Annotated in this window: 18 protein-coding genes; 13 read left to right on the top strand and 5 right to left on the bottom strand. The window is 72.4% G+C overall.

The features are described 5' to 3' along the window. Positions 1 to 2: 2 nt before the first annotated feature. Complete coding sequence (locus ACZ6S4_RS02690) at positions 3 to 1,754, bottom strand: sensor histidine kinase (RefSeq protein WP_465473209.1); 1,752 nt, start codon at positions 1,752 to 1,754, stop codon at positions 3 to 5. Positions 1,755 to 1,897: 143 nt separating this feature from the next. Between ACZ6S4_RS02690 and ACZ6S4_RS02685 the strand changes: the two genes are divergently transcribed. From ACZ6S4_RS02685 to ACZ6S4_RS02675, 3 genes are read left to right on the top strand one after another with little or no spacing between them, the layout of a single operon-like run. Next, entirely contained in the window at positions 1,898 to 2,272 is a 375-nt protein-coding gene (locus ACZ6S4_RS02685; RefSeq protein ID WP_465473208.1) for a response regulator transcription factor, read from the top strand. Then, the gene (locus tag ACZ6S4_RS02680; protein ID WP_465473207.1) at positions 2,272 to 3,378 is read left to right on the top strand and encodes a HEAT repeat domain-containing protein; all 1,107 of its coding nucleotides are present in this window, start codon (positions 2,272 to 2,274) and stop codon (positions 3,376 to 3,378) included. The genes ACZ6S4_RS02685 and ACZ6S4_RS02680 overlap by 1 nt, the downstream gene beginning before the upstream one ends. Further along, positions 3,375 to 4,838: a glycosyltransferase family 2 protein gene (locus ACZ6S4_RS02675; RefSeq protein WP_465473206.1), complete on the top strand. Its 1,464-nt coding sequence runs from the start codon at positions 3,375 to 3,377 to the stop codon at positions 4,836 to 4,838. The genes ACZ6S4_RS02680 and ACZ6S4_RS02675 overlap by 4 nt, the downstream gene beginning before the upstream one ends. Here the strand turns inward: ACZ6S4_RS02675 and ACZ6S4_RS02670 are convergent. Next, positions 4,803 to 5,459 carry a DUF3159 domain-containing protein gene (locus ACZ6S4_RS02670; protein ID WP_465473205.1) on the bottom strand — a complete coding sequence of 219 codons (657 nt, stop codon included), beginning with the start codon at positions 5,457 to 5,459 and terminating at the stop codon, positions 4,803 to 4,805. The two genes, ACZ6S4_RS02675 and ACZ6S4_RS02670, sit on opposite strands and share 36 nt — an antisense overlap. A 204-nt stretch (positions 5,460 to 5,663) precedes the next feature. Here ACZ6S4_RS02670 and ACZ6S4_RS02665 point away from each other — a divergent pair, with 204 nt between their 5' ends. Beyond that, complete coding sequence (locus ACZ6S4_RS02665) at positions 5,664 to 6,845, top strand: PP2C family protein-serine/threonine phosphatase (RefSeq protein ID WP_465473204.1); 1,182 nt, start codon at positions 5,664 to 5,666, stop codon at positions 6,843 to 6,845. On the opposite strand, the gene ACZ6S4_RS02660 is transcribed toward ACZ6S4_RS02665, so the two are convergent. Continuing rightward, the gene (locus ACZ6S4_RS02660) at positions 6,826 to 7,521 is read right to left on the bottom strand and encodes a phosphatase PAP2 family protein (RefSeq protein ID WP_465473203.1); all 696 of its coding nucleotides are present in this window, start codon (positions 7,519 to 7,521) and stop codon (positions 6,826 to 6,828) included. The two genes, ACZ6S4_RS02665 and ACZ6S4_RS02660, sit on opposite strands and share 20 nt — an antisense overlap. A gap of 414 nt (positions 7,522 to 7,935) precedes the next feature. On the opposite strand from ACZ6S4_RS02660, the gene ACZ6S4_RS02655 reads away from it, so the two are divergent. Both ACZ6S4_RS02655 and ACZ6S4_RS02650 read left to right on the top strand, forming a co-directional pair. Beyond that, entirely contained in the window at positions 7,936 to 8,541 is a 606-nt protein-coding gene (locus ACZ6S4_RS02655; RefSeq protein ID WP_360547465.1) for a response regulator transcription factor, read from the top strand. Between the two features lie 33 nt (positions 8,542 to 8,574). Further along, on the top strand, positions 8,575 to 9,171 hold the full coding sequence (locus tag ACZ6S4_RS02650) for a VanZ family protein (protein WP_465473202.1): 597 nt from the start codon (positions 8,575 to 8,577) through the stop codon (positions 9,169 to 9,171). Here the strand turns inward: ACZ6S4_RS02650 and ACZ6S4_RS02645 are convergent. After that, entirely contained in the window at positions 9,147 to 10,247 is a 1,101-nt protein-coding gene (locus ACZ6S4_RS02645) for a glycosyltransferase (protein WP_465473201.1), read from the bottom strand. The two genes, ACZ6S4_RS02650 and ACZ6S4_RS02645, sit on opposite strands and share 25 nt — an antisense overlap. Before the next feature lie 411 nt (positions 10,248 to 10,658). Here ACZ6S4_RS02645 and ACZ6S4_RS02640 point away from each other — a divergent pair, with 411 nt between their 5' ends. Genes ACZ6S4_RS02640 through ACZ6S4_RS02625 form a run of 4 tightly spaced genes read left to right on the top strand, consistent with a single transcriptional unit; the run spans position 10,659 to position 15,610 of the window. Continuing rightward, entirely contained in the window at positions 10,659 to 12,644 is a 1,986-nt protein-coding gene (locus ACZ6S4_RS02640; protein ID WP_465473200.1) for a polysaccharide biosynthesis protein, read from the top strand. A 29-nt stretch (positions 12,645 to 12,673) separates the two neighbouring features. After that, the gene (locus ACZ6S4_RS02635) at positions 12,674 to 13,930 is read left to right on the top strand and encodes a nucleotide sugar dehydrogenase (RefSeq protein WP_465473199.1); all 1,257 of its coding nucleotides are present in this window, start codon (positions 12,674 to 12,676) and stop codon (positions 13,928 to 13,930) included. After that, positions 13,927 to 14,559, top strand: coding sequence for a sugar transferase (locus ACZ6S4_RS02630; protein WP_465473198.1), 633 nt, complete (start codon positions 13,927 to 13,929; stop codon positions 14,557 to 14,559). The genes ACZ6S4_RS02635 and ACZ6S4_RS02630 overlap by 4 nt, the downstream gene beginning before the upstream one ends. Then, positions 14,549 to 15,610 (top strand): hypothetical protein, encoded by a 1,062-nt coding sequence (locus tag ACZ6S4_RS02625; RefSeq protein ID WP_465473197.1) that lies wholly within the window; start codon positions 14,549 to 14,551, stop codon positions 15,608 to 15,610. The genes ACZ6S4_RS02630 and ACZ6S4_RS02625 overlap by 11 nt, the downstream gene beginning before the upstream one ends. Here ACZ6S4_RS02625 and ACZ6S4_RS02620 read toward each other — a convergent pair. Beyond that, the gene (locus ACZ6S4_RS02620) at positions 15,532 to 16,548 is read right to left on the bottom strand and encodes a helix-turn-helix domain-containing protein (RefSeq protein WP_465473196.1); all 1,017 of its coding nucleotides are present in this window, start codon (positions 16,546 to 16,548) and stop codon (positions 15,532 to 15,534) included. The genes ACZ6S4_RS02625 and ACZ6S4_RS02620 overlap by 79 nt on opposite strands. Positions 16,549 to 16,622: 74 nt before the next feature. On the opposite strand from ACZ6S4_RS02620, the gene ACZ6S4_RS02615 reads away from it, so the two are divergent. The 3 genes from ACZ6S4_RS02615 (at position 16,623) to ACZ6S4_RS02605 (ending at position 18,704) form a co-directional block, all read left to right on the top strand. Beyond that, positions 16,623 to 17,576 carry a helix-turn-helix domain-containing protein gene (locus tag ACZ6S4_RS02615; protein WP_465473195.1) on the top strand — a complete coding sequence of 318 codons (954 nt, stop codon included), beginning with the start codon at positions 16,623 to 16,625 and terminating at the stop codon, positions 17,574 to 17,576. A gap of 116 nt (positions 17,577 to 17,692) precedes the next feature. After that, a complete protein-coding gene (locus ACZ6S4_RS02610) occupies positions 17,693 to 17,974 on the top strand; it encodes a hypothetical protein (RefSeq protein ID WP_465473194.1) in 282 nt (93 codons plus the stop codon). Beyond that, the gene (locus tag ACZ6S4_RS02605; RefSeq protein WP_465473193.1) at positions 17,907 to 18,704 is read left to right on the top strand and encodes a helix-turn-helix domain-containing protein; all 798 of its coding nucleotides are present in this window, start codon (positions 17,907 to 17,909) and stop codon (positions 18,702 to 18,704) included. The genes ACZ6S4_RS02610 and ACZ6S4_RS02605 overlap by 68 nt, the downstream gene beginning before the upstream one ends. Positions 18,705 to 18,741 lie beyond the last annotated feature (37 nt).

The raw sequence follows: 18,741 nt of genomic DNA, 5'->3' as shown, positions 1-18,741 counted from the left end.
GCCTAAGCCAGGTCGGCGGCCAGCAGCTCGGGTCCGGTGACCGGCGCCACCGGCGAGGCGGCCAGGGTGAACCAGAAGACGCTGCCGCCGCCCGGGTTGGCTTCGACGCCCAGCTCGCCGCCGTGCAGGGCGACGATCTTGCGGCAGACGGCCAGGCCCAGCCCGGTGCCGGGGAAGCCCTCGGCCGCGGGCGCCCGGTGGAACGGCGCGAAGATCCGGGTGCGCTGCTCCTCCGGTACGCCGATGCCGCGGTCGGCGACCTCGACGCGGACCAGGCCGGGGGCGTGCTCGCGGGCCGCCACGGTCACCCGGGCCGCCGTACCGTGCCGGACGAAGCGCACCGCGTTGTCGACGAGCTGGCTGAGCAGCTCACCGAGCAGATCGGGGTCGGCGGTGACGGCGGGCAGCTCACCGACGTCGATGCTGGGTCGTTCGCCCTCCACGTGGTCGAGGCGCGCGGCCACGACACCCAGGGCCAGCCCGCCCGCGTCGACCGGCACGAGCTTGAGGGCGGCGTCGTTCGTGGTCGAGTAGGTCAGCAGGTCATCCACCAGCGTCAGCATCCGGCCGGTGCTGCGGCCGATGCGATCCAGGAAGCCACGCGTGGCCGGGGCGAGCGACGGGTCGCTGTCCTCCAGCAGCAGCTCGGTGAAGCCGGCGATCGTGTGCAGCGGGGCGTGCAGGTGATCGGAGGCCGCCCGGGCAAAGCCGGCCAGTTCCTCCTCCTGCTCGCGCACCTGCTGCTCGGCGGCCAGCGCCTGCTCCCGCAGCCGCTGCTGGACCTCCTGCTCGCGGGCCAGCTCGGCCCGGTGCCGGTCGAGGTCGGCGCGGCGCTCGGCGGCGGCCCGCCGGGCCCGCGCCTCGGCCCGGGCGCGGCCCCGGTCCGCGGCCAGCAGGACCGTGGCGACCAGCATGCTGATCAGGGCGGCGCCCAGCAGGGTGAGCGGTGCGGCGGCGGTACGGGCGGCGCTGATCAGTTCGGTCGTCGGACGGACCCGGACCTGCCAGGTGTGCCCGGCGGTGGCGACCTCGACGGTGCTGCCGGCGTCCCCGATCGGGTCACCGCCCTCGGCCCAGCGGGCGACCTCGTGGGTCACGCCGTCCGGGGAGGTCTCGGTCAGCACGGTGGCGACCCCGGTGACGCCGGCCCCGCGCAGCGACTCGCGCAGCAGGTCCGGGGCCCGGACGGCGAGCACGACCCAGCCGCGGAACTCCCGGTCGTGCACGGGGGCGATGAGCTGGAACGCCGGCTGGCGGTGGGCCGGCGGCAGGCCGAGGTCGGCCGGCAGCACGTGCGCGGGACTGGCGATCAGCCGGCCGCTGTCGCGGGCCACTTCCAGGCCGCGGGCCAGCTCGGGCTCGGCGGACAGGACGGTGCGGGCCGGCGGGGTGCTGCCGTCGACGGTGTGCTGGGCGCGCACGGTGCGGTCGGCGCCCACCACGACGATCTGGTGGGCCCCGGGCAGGCGTTCGCCGGCGATCCGGGCCACCGTGGGGGCCAGGGAGGCGGTGGGCTGGGTGGCGGCGGCGGCCACGAGGTCGTGCATCGTGTCCGCGTACCGCTGGAAGGTCGTGTCCAGGGCGCCGCGCACGCTCGCGGTCCGCAGGGCGAGCGCCGCGGTGCCGGCGTCGCGCGCGGTCGCGGCGAGCCCGCCGGCCGCCGCCGCGCCGGTGCCGAGCCCGAGGGTCAGCACGGTCGCGGCGAGGGCGACGCCGCGCCGGCCGGGCGAGCCGGCCACCTTCCGGATATTCACGCACCCTCTATCGACGCCGGCCCGGGACGGTTGAGAGGCTGCGCCGGGCGTTGCCGCTTTGCTACCGTTCGCCGCGAACGATGCTCACAAAACGGATATATTTGGCGGTGCAGGTAGGCCGGACCGCGCGGAGTGGGAGGACGATGAGCACGATCCTCCTTGTCGAAGACGATCCGGACATCCGCCACCTGGTCTCGTACAAGCTCACCAAGGGCGGCTTCGACGTGGTCGAGACGGCCGACGGGCTGGCCGCGCTGCGCGCCGCCCGGGAGAACCCGCCGGACCTGGTCCTGCTCGACGTGCGGATGCCCCGGATGTCCGGTATCGAGGTCTGCCGCGAGCTGCGCGCCGGCCCGCTGCCGGCGACCGTCCCGATCATCATGCTCACCGCGCGGTCGCGGCCCCAGGACCTCGAGCTGGGGTACGCGGCCGGCGCCACCGAGTACATCGTCAAGCCGTTCAGCCCCCGTGACCTGCAGGAACGGGTGGAGGCCGCGCTGGCCCGGGTGAACAGCTGATGCTGGGCCTGTTCACTGTCGTGCTCGAGGTGCTGGCCGGTGTCGTCGCCGTGACCGTGGTCGCCATCGTCGGGGTCCGGGTGGCCCGCAAGATCCGGCACCGCCGCCAGGCCGCCTTGGCCGCCGGACCGCGCCGGGCGTTGCTGGCCTTCGTCGCGGACAACGGCGAGCACGGCGCCCAGGAACTGGTCGCCATCCCCGACGAGGCCTGGCGGGCCGCCGAGCCCGGCGCCCTGGCCCTGCTGGGCAAGCTGCGCGGGGAGGCGCACCTCGCGCTGGTCTCCGTCTTCCTGCAGCGCGGCATCGCCCGTACCGCCCTGGGGAACCTGCACTCGCACAGCCGGGTCAAGCGGGCCCGGGCCGCCCAGGTGCTCGGCGACCTCGAACTGCGCCAGGCCGTGCCGGAGCTGTGCCGGCTGCTCACCGACCGGCACGACGAGGTCCGGGTCGTGGCCGTCCGCGCGCTGGGCCGCATCGGTGACCCGGCCGCCGCCTGGCGGATCATCGCCAGCCTGGACCGCTCCGACCCGGTGCCCTCGCTGCTGGCCACGCACACGCTGGTGCAGCTCGGCGCCGAGGCCGAGGTGACCCTGTCGGCCGCGCTCGACCACCCGCAGGCCCGGGTCCGCGCGGTCTGCCTGGACGCGCTCGGCCTGCTCGGTGCCACCGGATCCGTGGACCGCATGGCCCGGGTGCTGCGCGAGGACAGCTACCTCGACGTACGGGTGGCCGCCGCCACCAACCTGGGCAAGCTCGGCACCCGCAGTGCCCTCGAACCGTTGCAGCAGGCGCTGAGCCCGTCGCGGCCCGCGGCGCTGCGGGCCGCCGCCGCCCGGGCCCTGGGGGAGCTGGGATCCCCCAGCGCGGTGCCGATCCTGGCCGACCTGCTCGGCGACGACGAGTTCCAGGTCGCCCACGAGGCCGCGCACGCGCTGCGCCGGCTCGGCCGGGCCGGCGCCGAGGCGCTCGCCGCCGCGATCGGGGCCGAGCGGACGCAGTCCGGGGCACACGCGCGGCCGTCGGCCTCGGCCAGCCACGCCCAGGAGGCCCTGGCGCTGTCGCGGGTCGGGGCCGAGCACGGGGAACGTGTGGGGGCCGTGGCGTGACGGCCGGGCTCATCCGCGACATCCTGCACTACACCGACGTCACGATCTTCGCCTACTTCGTCGCGCTGAACAGCAGCTACCTGGTGCTCATCGTGCTGGCCGGGCTGGAGTTCGGCCGGCACCTGCGGCGGGCGCCGTTCGCCGGGGCCGACGACATGTTCCGCAGCCCGCTGACGCTGCCCGTGTCGGTGATCGTGCCGGCGTACAACGAGGGGCCGGGGATCGTCGCCGCGGTCACGGCGATGACCGCGCTGCGCTATCCGCGCTACGAGGTCGTGGTGGTCGACGACGGCTCCAGCGACGAGACGTTCGAGCTGCTGCGGGCCGAGTTCGACCTGGTCGAGGTGCCGCGGGTGGTGCCGGGCGAGGTGCCGTACCAGTCGCGGGTGCTCTCCGTGCACGTCGCCCGGGCCAACCCGGAGACTCTGACCGTGGTCCGCAAGACCAACGGCGGCAAGGCCGACGCCCTCAACGTCGGCATCAACCTGGCCCGGCACCCGCTGATCTGCATGGTCGACGCCGACTCGGTGCTGGACCCGGACGCCCTGCTGTCGGTGGCCAAGCCGTTCGGTGACGACCCGCTGCGGGTGGCGGCGTGCGGCGGCGTGGTGCGCATCGCCAACGGGTGCAAGGTCGTCGGCGGCCGCGTGGTGGACGTCCGGATGCCCCGGCAGTGGCTGGTCCGCATCCAGGTGGTCGAGTACCTGCGCGCGTTCCTGATGGGCCGCACCGGCTGGTCCCGCCTCGGCGGCCTGGTGGTGATCTCCGGCGCGTTCGGGGTCTTCCGCCGCGACCTGGTCGTCGAGATCGGCGGCATGGCCACCGACACCATCGGCGAGGACGCCGAGCTGGTGGTGCGGCTGCACCACCACCTGCGCCGGCGGCGCCAGGACTACCGGGTCATCTTCGTCGCCGAACCGGTCAGCTGGAGCGAGGCGCCCGCCAGCCTGCGGGTGCTGGGCCGCCAGCGGCGGCGCTGGCACCGCGGCATCGCGGAGATCCTGCGCAAGCACCGCGGCATGATCGCCAATCCCCGGTACGGCCGGATCGGGCTGATCGCGCTGCCGTACTACGTGGTCTTCGAGCTGCTGGCGCCGTTCGTCGAGCTGGCCGCGCTGGTGCTGCTGCCGCTCGGGCTCTGGGTGGACGCCGTCGACCTCGCCTTCGTCTGGCGCTTCGTGCTGGTCGCCTACGGGTACGGGCTCCTGGTCAGCCTGGCCTCGCTGTTCATCGAGGAGGTGTCGTTCCACCGCTATCCGCGCTGGGGTGACCTGGTGCGCGGTGTGGTGGCGGCGATCCTGGAGAACTTCGGCTACCGGCAGATCCTCGCGGTGTGGCAGGTCCGGGGCGCGCTCGGAGCCCTGCACGGGCGCCGGGCCGAGTGGGGCGTGATGCACCGCGCGGGCTTCGACACCGGTCGCGAGTCAGCCGAGCCCGTCAGCGTGGGCGTCGACCGCTGAACGCGGATGCCGCAGGCCGGGGTGCCCGGCCGGCAGGCTGCGCCGGATCACCCACCAGCTCACCGCCAGGCAGGCGGCCACCAACGGCCAGGTGAGCAGGCCCCGGGCGATGCCCAGCGCCACCACGGCGTGCGCGGCCCAGAGCGGCAGGAAGACGGCGAGCCGGACGAGATACTGCGCGACCCACACCCAGCTGCCCAGCGAGTACGCCCGCAGCAGCGCCGGATCACGCCGCCAGCGGGTCCGCTGGCCGAGCACCGCGCCGACGATGACGCCCAGCAGCGGCCACCGGACGACGATGCTGACCGCCCAGGCCAGCGCGCTCGCCGCGTTCGTGACGATCTGCACCAGGAAGAAGTCCTCGGCCCGGCCGGTGCGCAGGGCGATGAGCGCGGCGACGCACACGCCGAGCAGCCCGACCAGGACCGCCCGCGGCTTGTCGCCCTGCCGCAGCCGCCACCCGGCGACGATCAGCGCGGCGACGATCGCGGCGCCGGCGCCGACCCAGATCGACCGGCCACCGGCCAGCCACCCGGCGACGAAGACGACCGGGGGCACGGTCGCGTCGAGCGCGGCCCGCCGCCCGCCCAGCAGATCGGCCAGCGACTCCGGTTGCGCCACGTCCCACCCCGCTCTCGACTTAGGCCAGCCTAACCGGCAGGCGGGGGCATCAGGGCACAGGGTGCTGCGCCGGTTCTGCGATCCGGCCGGCGCGCGCTACGGTGAGCCCGATCGGCGGCTGTCGCCGCCGGCAGGCGACGCGGCGAGCTGCGCGGGGATTGGCCGGGGCGTTGTCCGGGGAAGGGCATGGCGGGGGTGATCCGGGTGTCCGACTCGATGGAAGCGGTACGGCGACTGCTCGACCTGCGCTATCGGAGCCGGCCGGAGGATCTGCCGACGGCGCTGAGCGACGTCGCGCCGCTGCTCGACGCCGTCAGCGTCACCGTGCTGCTGGTCGACTACGAGCAGCTGTCGCTGTGGCCGCTGCACGGCACGTCGGGCAGCCTCAAACCGCGACCGGTGGACGGGACTCTCGCCGGGCACGCCTTCTGCACCGCGGAGACGACCAGCGAGAAGAAGTGTCTCTGGCTGCCGCTGCTGCACGGCGCGGAGCGTCTCGGCGTGCTCGAGGTGTGGTTGCGCGAGGCGCCGGGCGACCGCGAGCAGCGTGACTTCGGGGTGATCGCCGCGCTGGTCGCGGAGCTGATCGCGAGCCGGCGCTTCTACGGTGACGCGGTGGAGCGCACCCGGCGCCGGTTGCCGATGCAGCTGGCCGCCGAAATCATCTGGAACCAGCTGCCGCCGCTGACCTTCGCCGCGAACGGTGCCCTGGTCACGGCGGTCCTGGAGCCCTGCTACGACGTGGGCGGGGACGCGTTCGACTACGCGGCGAACGGCGACATCGTGCACGTCGCCCTCTTCGACACCGTAGGGCACGGGATCAGTGCGAGTGCGCTGACAACGTTGACTTTGAACACGTACCGCAATGCCCGTCGCTCCGGGCTGGGCCTGGCCGACACGTACCGCTCGATCGACAAGTGGATCCGCGCGCAGTATCCCGGCGCTTTCGTGACCGCCGTGCTCGGTGAGCTCGACACCGGCACCGGCCTTTACCGCCGGATCGCCGCGGGGCATCCGGCCGAGCTGCACATTCGCCGCGGCCGGGCGCTGCCCGCGTTGCCCACGCCGACGGCGTTGCCACTGGGCCTCGGGCACATGCTGCCGCGGCAGCCGGGCGTCACCGAGCTGCTGCTCGAGCCGGGCGACACCCTGATGCTGTACACCGACGGGATCACCGAGGCGCGCTCGGCCGACGGGGAGCTGTTCGGGCTGGACCGGCTGGCCGACTTCATCGTCAAGGCGATGGCCCAGGGCTCACCGGCCGAGACCATGCGCAAGCTGATCCACGCGATCGTCTCCTACGAGAACGGTGAGCTGCGCGACGACGCGACGGCTGCCCTGGTGCAGTGGCAGCCGTCGCCGGTCGTCACGCCTTCGCCGTGGTGAGCCGCCCCGGCCCGGTGCGCGACCCGCGGATGCCGGTGCGGTCGAGAACGGCGCGGGCCATGACCAGCACGCAGATGCCTCCGTTGAGGAACGAGGCGACCACGTCACTGGGGTGGTGCATGCCGCGGTACATCCGGGTCAGCGCCACGCCGATGGGCACGATCAGCAGCAGCCAGGCGGCCCGCTTGAGCCAGGTGCGGTTGGCCACCCGGAAGAGGATCAGGGCCAGGCCGAGGTAGAGCGCGACCGCCGCGGAGGTGTGCCCGGACGGGAAGCTCGACGTCGGCGGGGACGTGTCCATCTTCTCCACGTCCGGGCGGGGCCGGTCGATGACCAGTGTGGTCAGGTAGAAGACAACGGCCTGGGCGCAGACCGCGGCGCAGAGGAAGATCGGCTCGCGCCAGCGCTTGAGGACCAGGCGCAGCGCGAGCGCCGCCAGCACGGTCACCGCGATGATCGCCGGGGTGCTGGCCAGGGTGCTGAAGATCAGCGAGATCAGGCTGATGTCGTGGGTGCGGTCGCGCTCGAGCTCGCGGTTGACCGAGTCCTCGATCGTGAACGGCCACATGTGCATCATGACCTTGGTGATGAGCAGACCCAGGGTGATCATGACGCCCAGCAGGACGGCGACGGGGGCGAACACCCGTTTGAGGGCCTGAACCGCGATATCTGCCATGGCCGGCGCATTACCCGTCCGCGTTCCTCCGCGAAACTACACCGGCCTTTCCGGCTTGTCCCCAGTAATGCGACAAGGAGGGTTTTGAAATCAGATGGGGAGCTCACCGAACGCGTCAATACGGTTGCCGGCGGTGAAGATCCGGCAGACTTGCCTCGGTCGATCGGTCAACCCGGGTGTCGGCGACCGGTCCCAGCGATAGGTTGACATCCGTGGACGGTGCCGCAATTCATTGGCACAAATTCGTGTTGAGCTGCGGAAACTGTCGGTTCAACAACCGGACGTGTGAATTTGTCGATCCCGATGGGCCATCCACCGAGCTGGCGTCTCCGAAGTAGACCTGTGGGAGTAGGCAGGCCCGACAAGTGGACGACCCGGCCCGGTGCCGGGCGTCCCTCGCTGAAGGGTGGTGCGATGATCCGGGTCGCGGTGGTACGGGACGAGGGATATTTCGGTGTCCCGGTACGGGTACTTCTGGAATCCAAGCCTGATCTGCATTACGTCGGCACCCTGCCGTTCGCCGGTGATCTCGCCCAGCGGGCGGCGGAGCTGTGGCCGACGGTGATCGTCATCGACACCGAATACATGGTCAGTCAGGTGCTGCCGATGGCGGCCGAACTGCACGCCACCATCCCGTCCTGCGCCATGCTGCTGCTCTGCGACCCGGCCAAGCGCGGCATGCTCCCGCCGCGGCGCTGGGCCGGCGGGCTCAACTTCCTGCTCAAGGACGTCTCCGGGGCGGTGCTGGCCGACTCCGTGCGCCGCCTGGCCGCCGGTGAACGCGTCGTGTCGCCCCTGCTGCAGGCCGCCTCGCTCAACACCGACCGGGGTCTGAGCACCCGCGAGCTGGAGGTGCTCGGGCTGGCCGCCGAGGGGGAGTCGGTCAGCGACATCGCCGGCCGGCTCTACCTGTCCGGCGGTACGGTCCGCAACTACCTGTCCGCCGTCATCACCAAGACCGGTGCCCGCAACCGCCTGGACGCCATCCGGATCGCGCGCAAGGACGGCTGGTTGCGCTGAGCCGCGCCGGCCGGGCACGTACCGTTGACCGGGATGCCATTTCATCAGCTCGACGTGCCGGCGCTGCCCATCCTGCTGCCGCTGGGCGGCGTGCTCATGATCGTCTCCTGGGTGCTGCTGCACCGGCGCGGCCTGCTCAGCGCCCGGCGCCTGACCACGGCCTGGATCGCCGGCTGGTACGCGGTGGCCGTGGTCGGCGCGACCCTGCTTCCGCTGCACCTGGCCTGGGGTCCCGGCGCGGGTCCGCCGGAGCTCTACCGCATCATCCTGGTCCCGCTGATCACCATGCGGGTCGACGACTTCCTGCTCAACATCGTGATGACGCTGCCGCTCGCGGCCCTGCTGTATCTGGTCGCCGGCCTGCGCGAACGCCGCCGGGTGGTGCTGACGGGCTTTCTGGTCAGCCTGGCCATCGAGATCACCCAGGCGGTCATCTGCCTCGCCTGGCACGGCAACCGCTGGGCCGACGTGAACGACCTGACCGCCAACACCCTGGGCGCCTGGCTCGGCTTCCTGATCTTCTGGCGGGCCATGCGCCCGGCGCGGGTCCGCGAGCTGGTGCGGGGCTGGTCGCTGGTGGAGGATGAGCCCGCGGTGCCGCCGGTTCACCGTCCCGCGACCCGGTCGTAGAGCCTGGAGACCGAGGCGGCCACGGCGGCGGCGCTGTAGCGGTCACCGGCCGAGCGGGCGGGCAGCCGGGCGCCGTGGCGTTCCCGGTGACAGAGCACTTCGGTGCGCAGCGCCCGGACCAGCGACTGCGGATCGCGCGGGGAGAGTCGGTGGGCGCCGTCGAGGACGGTCCGCCCCGCGGCGAGCTGGTCCAGGGGCGGGCAGGTCGCGTACAGGGCGGGCAGGCCGGCGGCGAGCGCCTCGAGCACGACCAGCCCGGCGGTGTCCGGGCCGGGCGGTGACGCGAAGACGTCCATCGCGCAGAGCATCTCCCGGGCGTGGTCCACGGTGCCGGCGAACCGGACCCGGTCGGCCAGGCCCTCGATGACGGCGAGCCGCTGCAGCGCGACCCGGGCCGGGCCGTCGCCGACCAGCAGCAGGGTCACCCCGGGCAGCTCGCCGACCGCCCGGATCAGCCGGTCGAATCCTTCGCCGTACTCCAGCCGGCCCACCCCGCCGACGACGGGTACGCCGTCCGCGATCTCCAGCCGGGCCCGGGCGGCCGCGCGCAGGGCCGGGTCGAAGCGGAACTCGGCGGCGTCGACCGCCTTGGGAATGACGGTGATCCGGGCGTCCGGCACACCCCAGGCGCGCAGCCGCCCGGCGACCGTCGGTGTCACCGCGATCGTGGCCTGCCCGGCGCGCTCACCGGCGAGGTAGAGCGCACGGACGGAGCCGGACGCCGGACGGTCCTCGACGGACCGCGGGCTCAGGTGGTGGGCGGTGGCGACGACGGGCCGGACGCCGGCCAGCCGGGCGGCGAACCGGCCCTGCACGCAGGCGCGGTAGAGGTGGGTGTGCACGACGTCGAAGCGGCCGAGCCGGATGAGCCGGCGCAGCCGCACGATCGTGGCCGGGCCGCCGTCGGTGCCGAGCTCGTGCACCGCCGTACCGGTGGCACGCAGCGCCGTCGCGAGCGGCCCCGGCCGCGCCAGGGTGACCACCTCGCAGTCGTGCGGCAACCGGGGCACCAGCAGGCGCAGTTGTTGCTCGGCCCCGCCGGCCGCCAAAGTGCTGATGACGTGCAGCACCCTCATTTTCCCCTCTTTCCTCGGCGCGGCCCACTGGCGACGCTGCCAGAGTCGGGGCGGACAATGAAAGTCGCAGATGTCATGCCCAACATGAATGCCACCGAACGTGCAAAACGCATTACCGGCCCGGCCGAACGGATGTATCAGCGCGCCGAAAGTGCCTGTACAGCAGGCGATCGAGAGCGCGCGATCACCCCGCGTACTGAACATGAGCGAGGCTCATGTTGGCCGTGACAATTGCTACTGTGATCGATCTGGCGCGACTGGCACGCTTTATTCGCAAGCGCTGAAAAGCGACGAGCGACGAGCGGCACGCGCAATTGACGTCACCATTTGATGCGGCGCGCGCCCGCTCCCTTTCCTTGCCAGTTCTCACCGCGGCCGTCCACCGCCGGTATCCGTCCAGGGAGGAAATCCATGCAGGTACGGCGAGCAGCGCCCGACGCCACCGCGGGCGACCGGCGGGCCCGGAGGCCGGCCGGGACGCCCTGGTTACGCATGGTGGTACCCGGCCGGGTGGCCCGGGCCGGGGTCGACGCGGCCGCGCTGGGCCTGGCCCTGCTGATCGCCACCCTGCTGCGCCACGACGGCGACCTCGGCCACGTCCACCTGCTCCCGCTGCTGGTGCTGGCCTGCTTCGCCGCGGTCGTGCACACCGTGGCCGGGCTGCGCTTCGGCCTCTACACCGGGCGCTGGTCGTACGGTTGCTTCGAGGAGATCGCCGCGCTGGCCCGGACCGCGGTCGTGGCCACCCCGGTGATCTTCGTGCTGGACACCCTGCTGGGCCGGCTCGTGCCGCGCTCGGCCATCATCGCGGCCGGCCTGATCGCCCTGGTGCTCACCGCGGGCGTGCGCTACGCCGTCCGCTTGCTCAACGACCAGCGGCTGCGCCCGTCGCCCGAGCCGGGCACCCGGGTCGTGGTGATGGGCGCCGGCGAGGGGGCCACCCAGGTCATCCGCGCGATGCTGCGCAGCCCGTTCAGCCCGTACGTGCCGGTCGCGCTGCTCGACGACGACCCGGCCAAGCGCACCCTGCGGGTGATGGGGGTGCCGGTGGCCGGCAACCGGCAGGCGATGGCCGACGTGGTCCGCCGGTACAGCGCCGACGCGGTGCTGATCGCCATTCCCAGCGCGAGCGCCGACCTGGTCCGCGAGCTGACCGAGCTGGCCGAGCCGCTCAACGTCGACCTCAAGGTGGTCCCGCCGGTCGTGGAGCTGTTCGGCCGTACCGTCAGCGTCGAGGACATCCGGCCGGTCAGCCACGCCGACCTGCTCGGGCGCCGCGAGATCGGCATCGACCTGGCCGCGGTGGCCGGCTACCTGGCCGGGCGCCGGGTGCTGGTCACCGGGGCCGGCGGCTCGATCGGCTCGGAGCTGTGCCGCCAGGTCGCCCGCTTCCACCCGGCCCAGCTGGTCATGCTCGACCGCGACGAGTCCGGCCTGCACGCCGTGCAGCTCTCCCTGGACGGCCGCGGCATGCTCGACGACCGCAACCTGGTCGTCGCCGACATCCGCGACCAGCAGCGCCTCGACGAGGTCTTCGCCGAGCACCGGCCCCAGGTGGTGTTCCACGCGGCCGCCCTCAAACACCTGCCGCTGCTGGAGATGCACCCCTCCGAGGCGCTCAAGACCAACATCATCGGCACGTACCAGATCCTGCAGACGGCCCTGCGCCACGGCGTCGACCGGCTGGTGAACATCTCCACCGACAAGGCCGCCGAACCGGTCAGCGTGCTCGGCTACTCCAAGCGGATCACCGAACGGCTCACCGCGGCGGCCGACGAGGCCGCCCACGGCACCTACTGCAGCGTGCGCTTCGGCAACGTGCTGGGCAGCCGCGGCTCGGTGCTGACCGCCTTCGCCGCGCAGGTCGAGGCGGGCGGGCCGATCACCGTCACCCACCCCGAGATGACCCGCTACTTCATGACCGTGCAGGAGGCCGTCCGCCTGGTCATCCAGGCCGGCGCGATCGACAGCTCCAGCGAGGTGCTGGTGCTGGACATGGGCGAGCCGGTGCGCATCCACGACGTCGCCCGCCGGATCGCCGACGCGGCGGAACGGCACATCCAGATCGTCTACACCGGCTTGCGCCCCGGCGAGAAGCTCTCCGAGATCCTGCTCGGCCCGGACGAGCCGGACCACCGCCCGCACCACCCGCTGATCTCGCAGGCGCCGGTGCCCCCGCTGGACGGTGCCGTGCTCTCGCTGCTGGACCCCACCGTGCCACGCAAGGACCTGATAGCCGTGCTGCGCTGGCTGGCCGAGAGCCCGGCGCTGTCCCCGGCCCGGGAGACCCCGCCGCCGATGCCGGCGACCCGCAACGGGCGCCGGCCGGGCGCCCGCAACAAGACCACCGCGCCGCGGCAGCCCGAATTCACCGTACGCCCGGGACGGCAGCCGTGAGCCGCCCCGCGCAGGAAGGGAACACGCCCATGCGGGTCGTCATCGCCGGTCAGGGTTACGTGGGGCTGCCGCTGGCGGTCCGCGCCGCCCAGGTGGGTCATTCGGTCGTCGGCTTCGACGTCGACGAGGAACGCATCAAGCGCCTCGCCGCCGGGGAGTCCTACGTGGACGACGTGTCGTCGGCCGAGCTGCAGGAGATCCTCGACGCCGGCTCGTTCCATCCGTCGGCCGACCCGCGCTCGTGCGCCGGCTTCGACGTCGCGGTCATCGCGGTGCCGACGCCGCTGCGCGAGGGCACCCCCGATCTCAACTACATCGAACAGTCCGCCCGCACCCTGGCCCGCTATCTGCGCCCGGGCGCCACCGTGGCGCTGGAGTCGACCACCTACCCGGGCACCACCACCGACCTCGTCGCGCCGCTGCTGGAGGAGGGCTCGGGCCTGATCGCCGGGGTCGACTTCCACCTCGGCTACAGCCCCGAGCGCATCGACCCGGGCAACCGCACCTGGAACCTGGTCACCACCCCGAAGGTCGTCTCCGGCATCAACGCCGAGTCGCTGCAGCGCGTACAGGCCTTCTACGACTCGGTCGTCGAGCACACCGTGCCGGTCTCCGACCCGAAGGTCGCCGAGCTGGCCAAGCTCATGGAGAACACCTTCCGGCACGTCAACATCGCGCTGATCAACGAACTGGCGGTGTTCGCCCACGACCTCGGCATCGACGTCTGGGAGGCGATCGAGGCGGCGTCGAGCAAGCCGTTCGGCTACATGCCGTTCGTGCCCGGCCCCGGCGTCGGCGGGCACTGCCTGCCCATCGACCCGTCGTACCTGTCCTGGCGGGTGCAGCGGACGCTGGGCCAGAGCTTCCGGTTCGTCGAGCTGGCCAACGACATCAACAACCACATGCCCGACTACGTCGTCCGGCGCCTGGTCGGCGCGCTCAACCAGCGGCGCAAGCCGGTCAACGGCTCGACCGTGCTGCTGCTCGGGCTGGCGTACAAGAAGAACAGCGGCGACGCCCGCGAGTCGCCGGCCCGGCGGGTCGCCTCGCTGCTGCTGGACATGGGCGCCGAGGTCCGCGCGGCCGACCCGCACGTGGTCGAGGACGCCCACGTGGACCGCCGCGTCGTGCGGGTCGCCGCCACCGCCGAGCAGATCGCCGCGGCCGACGCCGTCATCGTGCTCGCCGACCACGACGCCTTCGACCTGGAGCTCGTGGTCGAGCACGCCCGCTACGTGCTGGACACCCGGCACCGCCTCACCGGACCGAATGTGGAGTCGCTATGACTGTCTCAGGTGGTTTTCACCGGCTGGCCGCCGCCGTCGCCCTCATCCTGCTGTCACCGGTGATCCTGGCGATCGCGGCCTGGATCCGGATCGCCGACGGCCCGGGCATCCTGTTCGTCCAGGACCGCGCCGGCCTCGGTGGCGTGCCGTTCCGGATGCTCAAGTTCCGCACCATGGTCCACGACTCGGTCGCGCTGAGCGCCCAGCTCGGCATCAGCGACCCGTTCGGCCTGGTCGAGAACGACCCGCGGATCACCCGCTGCGGCCGCTTCCTGCGCCGCACCAGCCTGGACGAGCTGCCGCAGCTGGTGAACGTGCTGCGCGGGCAGATGCGCCTGGTCGGGCCGCGCCCGGACGTGCTGCCGCAGGTCGCCAACTATTCGGCCGAGGACGCCCGGCGCCTGGAGGTCAAGCCGGGCATCACCGGCTGGGCCCAGGTCAACGGCCGCGATGACATCGACTGGCCGCAGCGCTTCGCCCTGGACCGCTGGTACGTCGACCACCGCTCGGTGGCGCTGGACCTGCGCATCATCTGGCGTACGGTGGCCACCCTGCACCGCGAGGAGGCCCCGGTGCACGTCGACGAACTCAACATCCAGCGGGCCCGGGACCTCGGCCGTGCGGCCTGAGGTCGGCTCGGAGTTCCACTGGGACCCGGCCGCCATCGCCACCACACCGCAATCCCTGCTGCCGCAACGGTTCGAGCTGTTCGCCACCGGCTGCGGGGCGCTGAGCACTCTGCTGCGGCAGTTGGCACCGCCGGGCCGGCTGCACGTGCCGTCGTTCTTCTGCATGGGAGTCGCCGAAGCGCTGTCCGCCGACGTGCCGATCACCTGGTACCGGCACCTGCCCGACGGCCAGGGACCACGCCTGCAAACCCTGCGCGCGTTGCCCGGCGACGTCGTCCTGGCCCAGAACCTCTTCGGCCGCGACCGGCCGGAGCCGTGGGCGGCGTGGATGAGTGCCCACCCCGGCGTCACCGTGGTGGAGGACCACTCACACGACCCGTTCAGCGACTGGGCCCGGGCCAGCGCGGCCCCGTACGCGGTGGCCTCCCTGCGCAAGACCCTGCCGCTGCCGGACGGCGGCCTGCTGTGGTCCCCGCCCGGCCGGGCCCTGCCCGGGCCGGTCGGGGCGGAAAGCCCCGGCGCGCAGCTGAAACTGGTGGCGATGCTGCTCAAAGGCGCGTGGCTGGACGGCCGGGAAGTGCCCAAGGACGGTTTCCGGGCCCTGCAACAGCGCGGCGAGCACGCCCTGCTCGGCAGCGAAGGTCCGGCAAGCGCGCTGACCGCGACGGTGCTGCCGCTGCTGGATCTGGCCGGTTTGCGCGCCGCGAGCACCCGTAGTGCGCACGCTCTGATCGACGCTCTGAAGGCTCGTAGCGGAGCGTGGCGGGTGCTGACCGGCGGGCCGGCCGGTGCGGTGCCGTTCCGGGTGCAACTGCTGTGTGAGTCGGAGCCGGTCCGCGACGCTCTGCTGGCCCATCTGGCGCGGCACGGGATCTACGCGCCGGTGCACTGGCGGCAGGACCGTGGCGGGGTGTGGAGCGGGGACGAGGAGGCGGCCGACCTGGCGGCAAGGATCCTGACCGTGCCGGTGGATCACCGGTGCGGGCCCGGCGATGTGCGCCGGGTGGCCGAGGTGCTCGGCGCGTTCGCCGCCGCGCCGGCCGCGGCCTGACTTGCGCTGCGCTGCCACTCCTGGGGCGTCATGCCGTACTCGTCGCGGAATCGCCGGGCGAAGTGGCGGGCGTTGGTGAATCCCCACGACCGCGCGATCGAGGACACCGTCGCCGTAGGAGCAGAAGCGAGCTCCCGGTGCGCGCCGCGCAGCCGCCCCCGGATCACCCATTCGGCGACCTGCTCGCCCTCCCGGGCGAAGGCGGCGTACAACGTCCGGACCGACACCGAGTGCTCGGCGGCCAGGCGGGCGGCGCTGAGGTCCGCGTCCCGCTGATGGAGGCGGATGTACGCGGTGACCCGGGTGAACAGCGTCCCGGTGCCCACCGTACGCAGCCACACCTCGTCCTCGTCCAGCACCGAGGCGATCAGGGCCCGGACGAGTTCGACCGTCGAGGACCCCAGCATCGTCAGCGCCGGGTCAGGGTGCAGCCGGTCCAGCAGTACGGGCAGTTCGAGCACGTGACGACGGACCAGTTCGTACATCGGGCTGGCGGCCAGGCGGGGAACCGCGGCGCGGACCGCGTCGACCGGGACACCGAGCCGGGCGTGGTCGACGATGACCGCCTGCACGCAGGACGGCCCCTCGACCAGGAAGTCGTACGGCGAGGTGAGGTCGATCAGCTGCAACTCGCCGATGCGGTCGCCGCCGGTCAGGTCCCGGTGGCGCATCCGCACCGAACCGCTGACCGGCAGGCCCAGCGAGACCCGCTCGGGGTTGTCCGACTGCAGGTGCCGGGAGGTACGGGTGAGCCGATGACCACTGGACACGTGATGCAGCAACTCCGCGCCGGAACCAAGCGCCCAGTGCGAGATCCGGGCCTGTGCCGGTGGAGCGACCGAGATGGCGGCCGGAGCCACGGATGAAGTCATGGCCGACCGGACCGCCTCGGCGCGTTGCGGCACCGGCAGTAGAGATGTGTCGAGCAGCACCGTCATCCGGCCTCCCATGCACCGATACTCTGAGGCGAACCGTATCGGTCGCAGGCCGCAGATTGCCCCCGGGAGCCGGCATGGCCGTGTTGATAGACACCCGTCACCTGCCACCCCACGAGTCGGCCGACGCCCTGCACGCCACCCTGACCCGGGCGGCCACCCCGGCATCGGTTGTCGTCCCGCCGGGGACGACGTGCGTGGTCGAGGGCTGGCGGATCGGCGCGGGGATCAATCTGCTCAGCACCGCCTACAGCGGTGGCCTGGCGATGAGACGCACGGCCCGGCACGTACGCGCCGACGCGCCCGAGCGGATCTCGTTGACCCTCGGCGTGCGGGGCGAATGCGAGACACGCCAGGTCGACAAGGTGCTGCGCCGCGAGAACCAGCTCCATCTGCTGGATCTGACAACCGAGTACGAATCGCGGTGGCCGGGCCCGTGCGCGGCGATCGCGTTCCTGGCCGACTACGCCGAACTGGACATCCCGGTGGGCCTGGTCCGCAACTCGGTCCCGCTGCTGCAGATGAGCCCGCTGTACGACCTGACCCGGCGCCACCTGAGGGAACTGCCCGCCATCGCCCGGCAGGCGCCGCACGCGGCAGCCCTGGCCATGCTCGGTCTCGCCAGCAAGGACCTGGTACGCGCGCTCATCGCGTCGGTCCATCCGGACAACCCGCACTCCCGGACCGCCCGCGCCGAGTCGCTGCGAACCGTGCTGCTCACCTACGTCGACGCGCACCTGCACGATCCGGGGCTGACCCCGGCCCGGATCGCCGCCGAGCACGGGGTCTCGCTGCGCTACCTGTATCAGCTGTTCGCCGACGAGGCGGAGTCCCCGGCCGAAGCGATCTGGCAGCGCCGTCTCGAGGGCGCCCGCCGGGAGCTGGCCGGCCGGGCGACCCACCGCACCCTGATCTCGGCGACGGCGCGCCGCTGGGGGTTCACCGACCCGCGGCACTTCGCCCGCCGGTTCCGGGCCGCCTACGGCGTCGCCCCCAGCGAATGGCTCCGCCGGCACCTCGGCGACACCTGACGTCGAACGCCCCGGCGCGCAATCGTGCACGCCGGGACCCGCATGTGCACACAGGGACCCTCCAGGAGCGGATCTGCCGACGTTAGATTCCGAACACCGCAGACCTGGGGGTAGCCGTGCTGGTCCTGGACACGCAATCACTGCCGGTCGCCGAACGCGCCGAGGCGTTCCAAGCCACCGTCAGCGCCAACTGCTCGTCGAGCATGGCCTCGTTCGAGGATCCGGCGTCGATCCACGCGAAGATGACGGTCTTCGAGTTCGGCCCGGCCAAGGTCTTCAACATCGAGGCGTCGGGCACCACGCTGCCGGACGCCCCGCATGTCCCGGGCCATGACGGAATCCTCCATAGCCCTGGCGCTGCCGATGCGGACCGACAACCACATGACCTGGGAGCGTGAGGAGCGCCTGTTCGGGCCGCGCGATCTCATTCTGGTCGACCTGTCCGTCCCGTACGTCTACGGCTGGAAGGGCGGCGGCGCCTCCTACGCCCTGCACGTCGACGTGGATCACCTCGGCCTGCCGCGTGACTCCATCCACGCCGCGGCCCGCGATCTTCGCCGCAGCCCGGTCTACGAACTCGTACGCGACCACGTGGCGCGGGTGACGGCCCAGGCGCACGAGTTGGCCGACAGCGCCGCAGCCCCGGAACTCGGTGCCGCCTCCGCCGAGCTGATGCGGGCCCTGGTGGTGTCCGCCGCCGGTGAAGGACGGCGGACGCGCGACGCTCTGCACTCCACCATGCAGGCGCGGGTCCAGGCGTACGTCCGCAACAACATCCGCGATCCGGATCTCACGCCGGCCCGCATCGCCGCCGCCAACGCCATCTCCCCGCGCGCGCTGTACAAGCTCTACGAGACTCTGGGCCAGAGCCTGGAGCAGTCGATCATCGAGCAGCGCCTGCAGGGTGCGCGCAGCGACCTCACAGCTTCCCGCCGTCGCTACACGTCCATCGCGGCTGTGGCGCGCGCCTGGGGATTCACCAACCCCAGCTTCTTCACGAGCAGATTCCGTACGGCCTTCGGCGTCACACCCCGGCAGCTGGTCGCCATGACGTCCGGAAGTCCGCACGCAGGCGTCAGAACTGTGCGTCCACAGAACACTTCCACCACCGCCGGAATGAAACGTTGAGGTCTGATCCGATCTTGCCTCCGCAGGGAAGGGAAAC

Source organism: Actinoplanes sp. NPDC051405 (assembly GCF_055586185.1).
Note: the sequence above shows the minus strand (reverse complement) of the source record. Positions and strands in the feature narration are given on the sequence as shown.

Excerpts from the sequence above, each read along its gene's own strand:
- ACZ6S4_RS02685 (WP_465473208.1), top strand. The coding sequence starts at position 1,898 with ATGAGCACGATCCTCCTTGTCGAAGACGATCCGGACATCCGCCACCTG.
- ACZ6S4_RS02680 (WP_465473207.1), top strand. The coding sequence starts at position 2,272 with ATGCTGGGCCTGTTCACTGTCGTGCTCGAGGTGCTGGCCGGTGTCGTC.
- ACZ6S4_RS02660 (WP_465473203.1), bottom strand. The coding sequence starts at position 7,521 with ATGGCAGATATCGCGGTTCAGGCCCTCAAACGGGTGTTCGCCCCCGTC.
- ACZ6S4_RS02655 (WP_360547465.1), top strand. The coding sequence starts at position 7,936 with ATGATCCGGGTCGCGGTGGTACGGGACGAGGGATATTTCGGTGTCCCG.
- ACZ6S4_RS02650 (WP_465473202.1), top strand. The coding sequence starts at position 8,575 with ATGCCATTTCATCAGCTCGACGTGCCGGCGCTGCCCATCCTGCTGCCG.
- ACZ6S4_RS02645 (WP_465473201.1), bottom strand. The coding sequence starts at position 10,247 with ATGAGGGTGCTGCACGTCATCAGCACTTTGGCGGCCGGCGGGGCCGAG.
- ACZ6S4_RS02640 (WP_465473200.1), top strand. The coding sequence starts at position 10,659 with ATGCAGGTACGGCGAGCAGCGCCCGACGCCACCGCGGGCGACCGGCGG.
- ACZ6S4_RS02635 (WP_465473199.1), top strand. The coding sequence starts at position 12,674 with ATGCGGGTCGTCATCGCCGGTCAGGGTTACGTGGGGCTGCCGCTGGCG.
- ACZ6S4_RS02630 (WP_465473198.1), top strand. The coding sequence starts at position 13,927 with ATGACTGTCTCAGGTGGTTTTCACCGGCTGGCCGCCGCCGTCGCCCTC.
- ACZ6S4_RS02620 (WP_465473196.1), bottom strand. The coding sequence starts at position 16,548 with ATGACGGTGCTGCTCGACACATCTCTACTGCCGGTGCCGCAACGCGCC.
- ACZ6S4_RS02615 (WP_465473195.1), top strand. The coding sequence starts at position 16,623 with ATGGCCGTGTTGATAGACACCCGTCACCTGCCACCCCACGAGTCGGCC.
- ACZ6S4_RS02605 (WP_465473193.1), top strand. The coding sequence starts at position 17,907 with ATGACGGAATCCTCCATAGCCCTGGCGCTGCCGATGCGGACCGACAAC.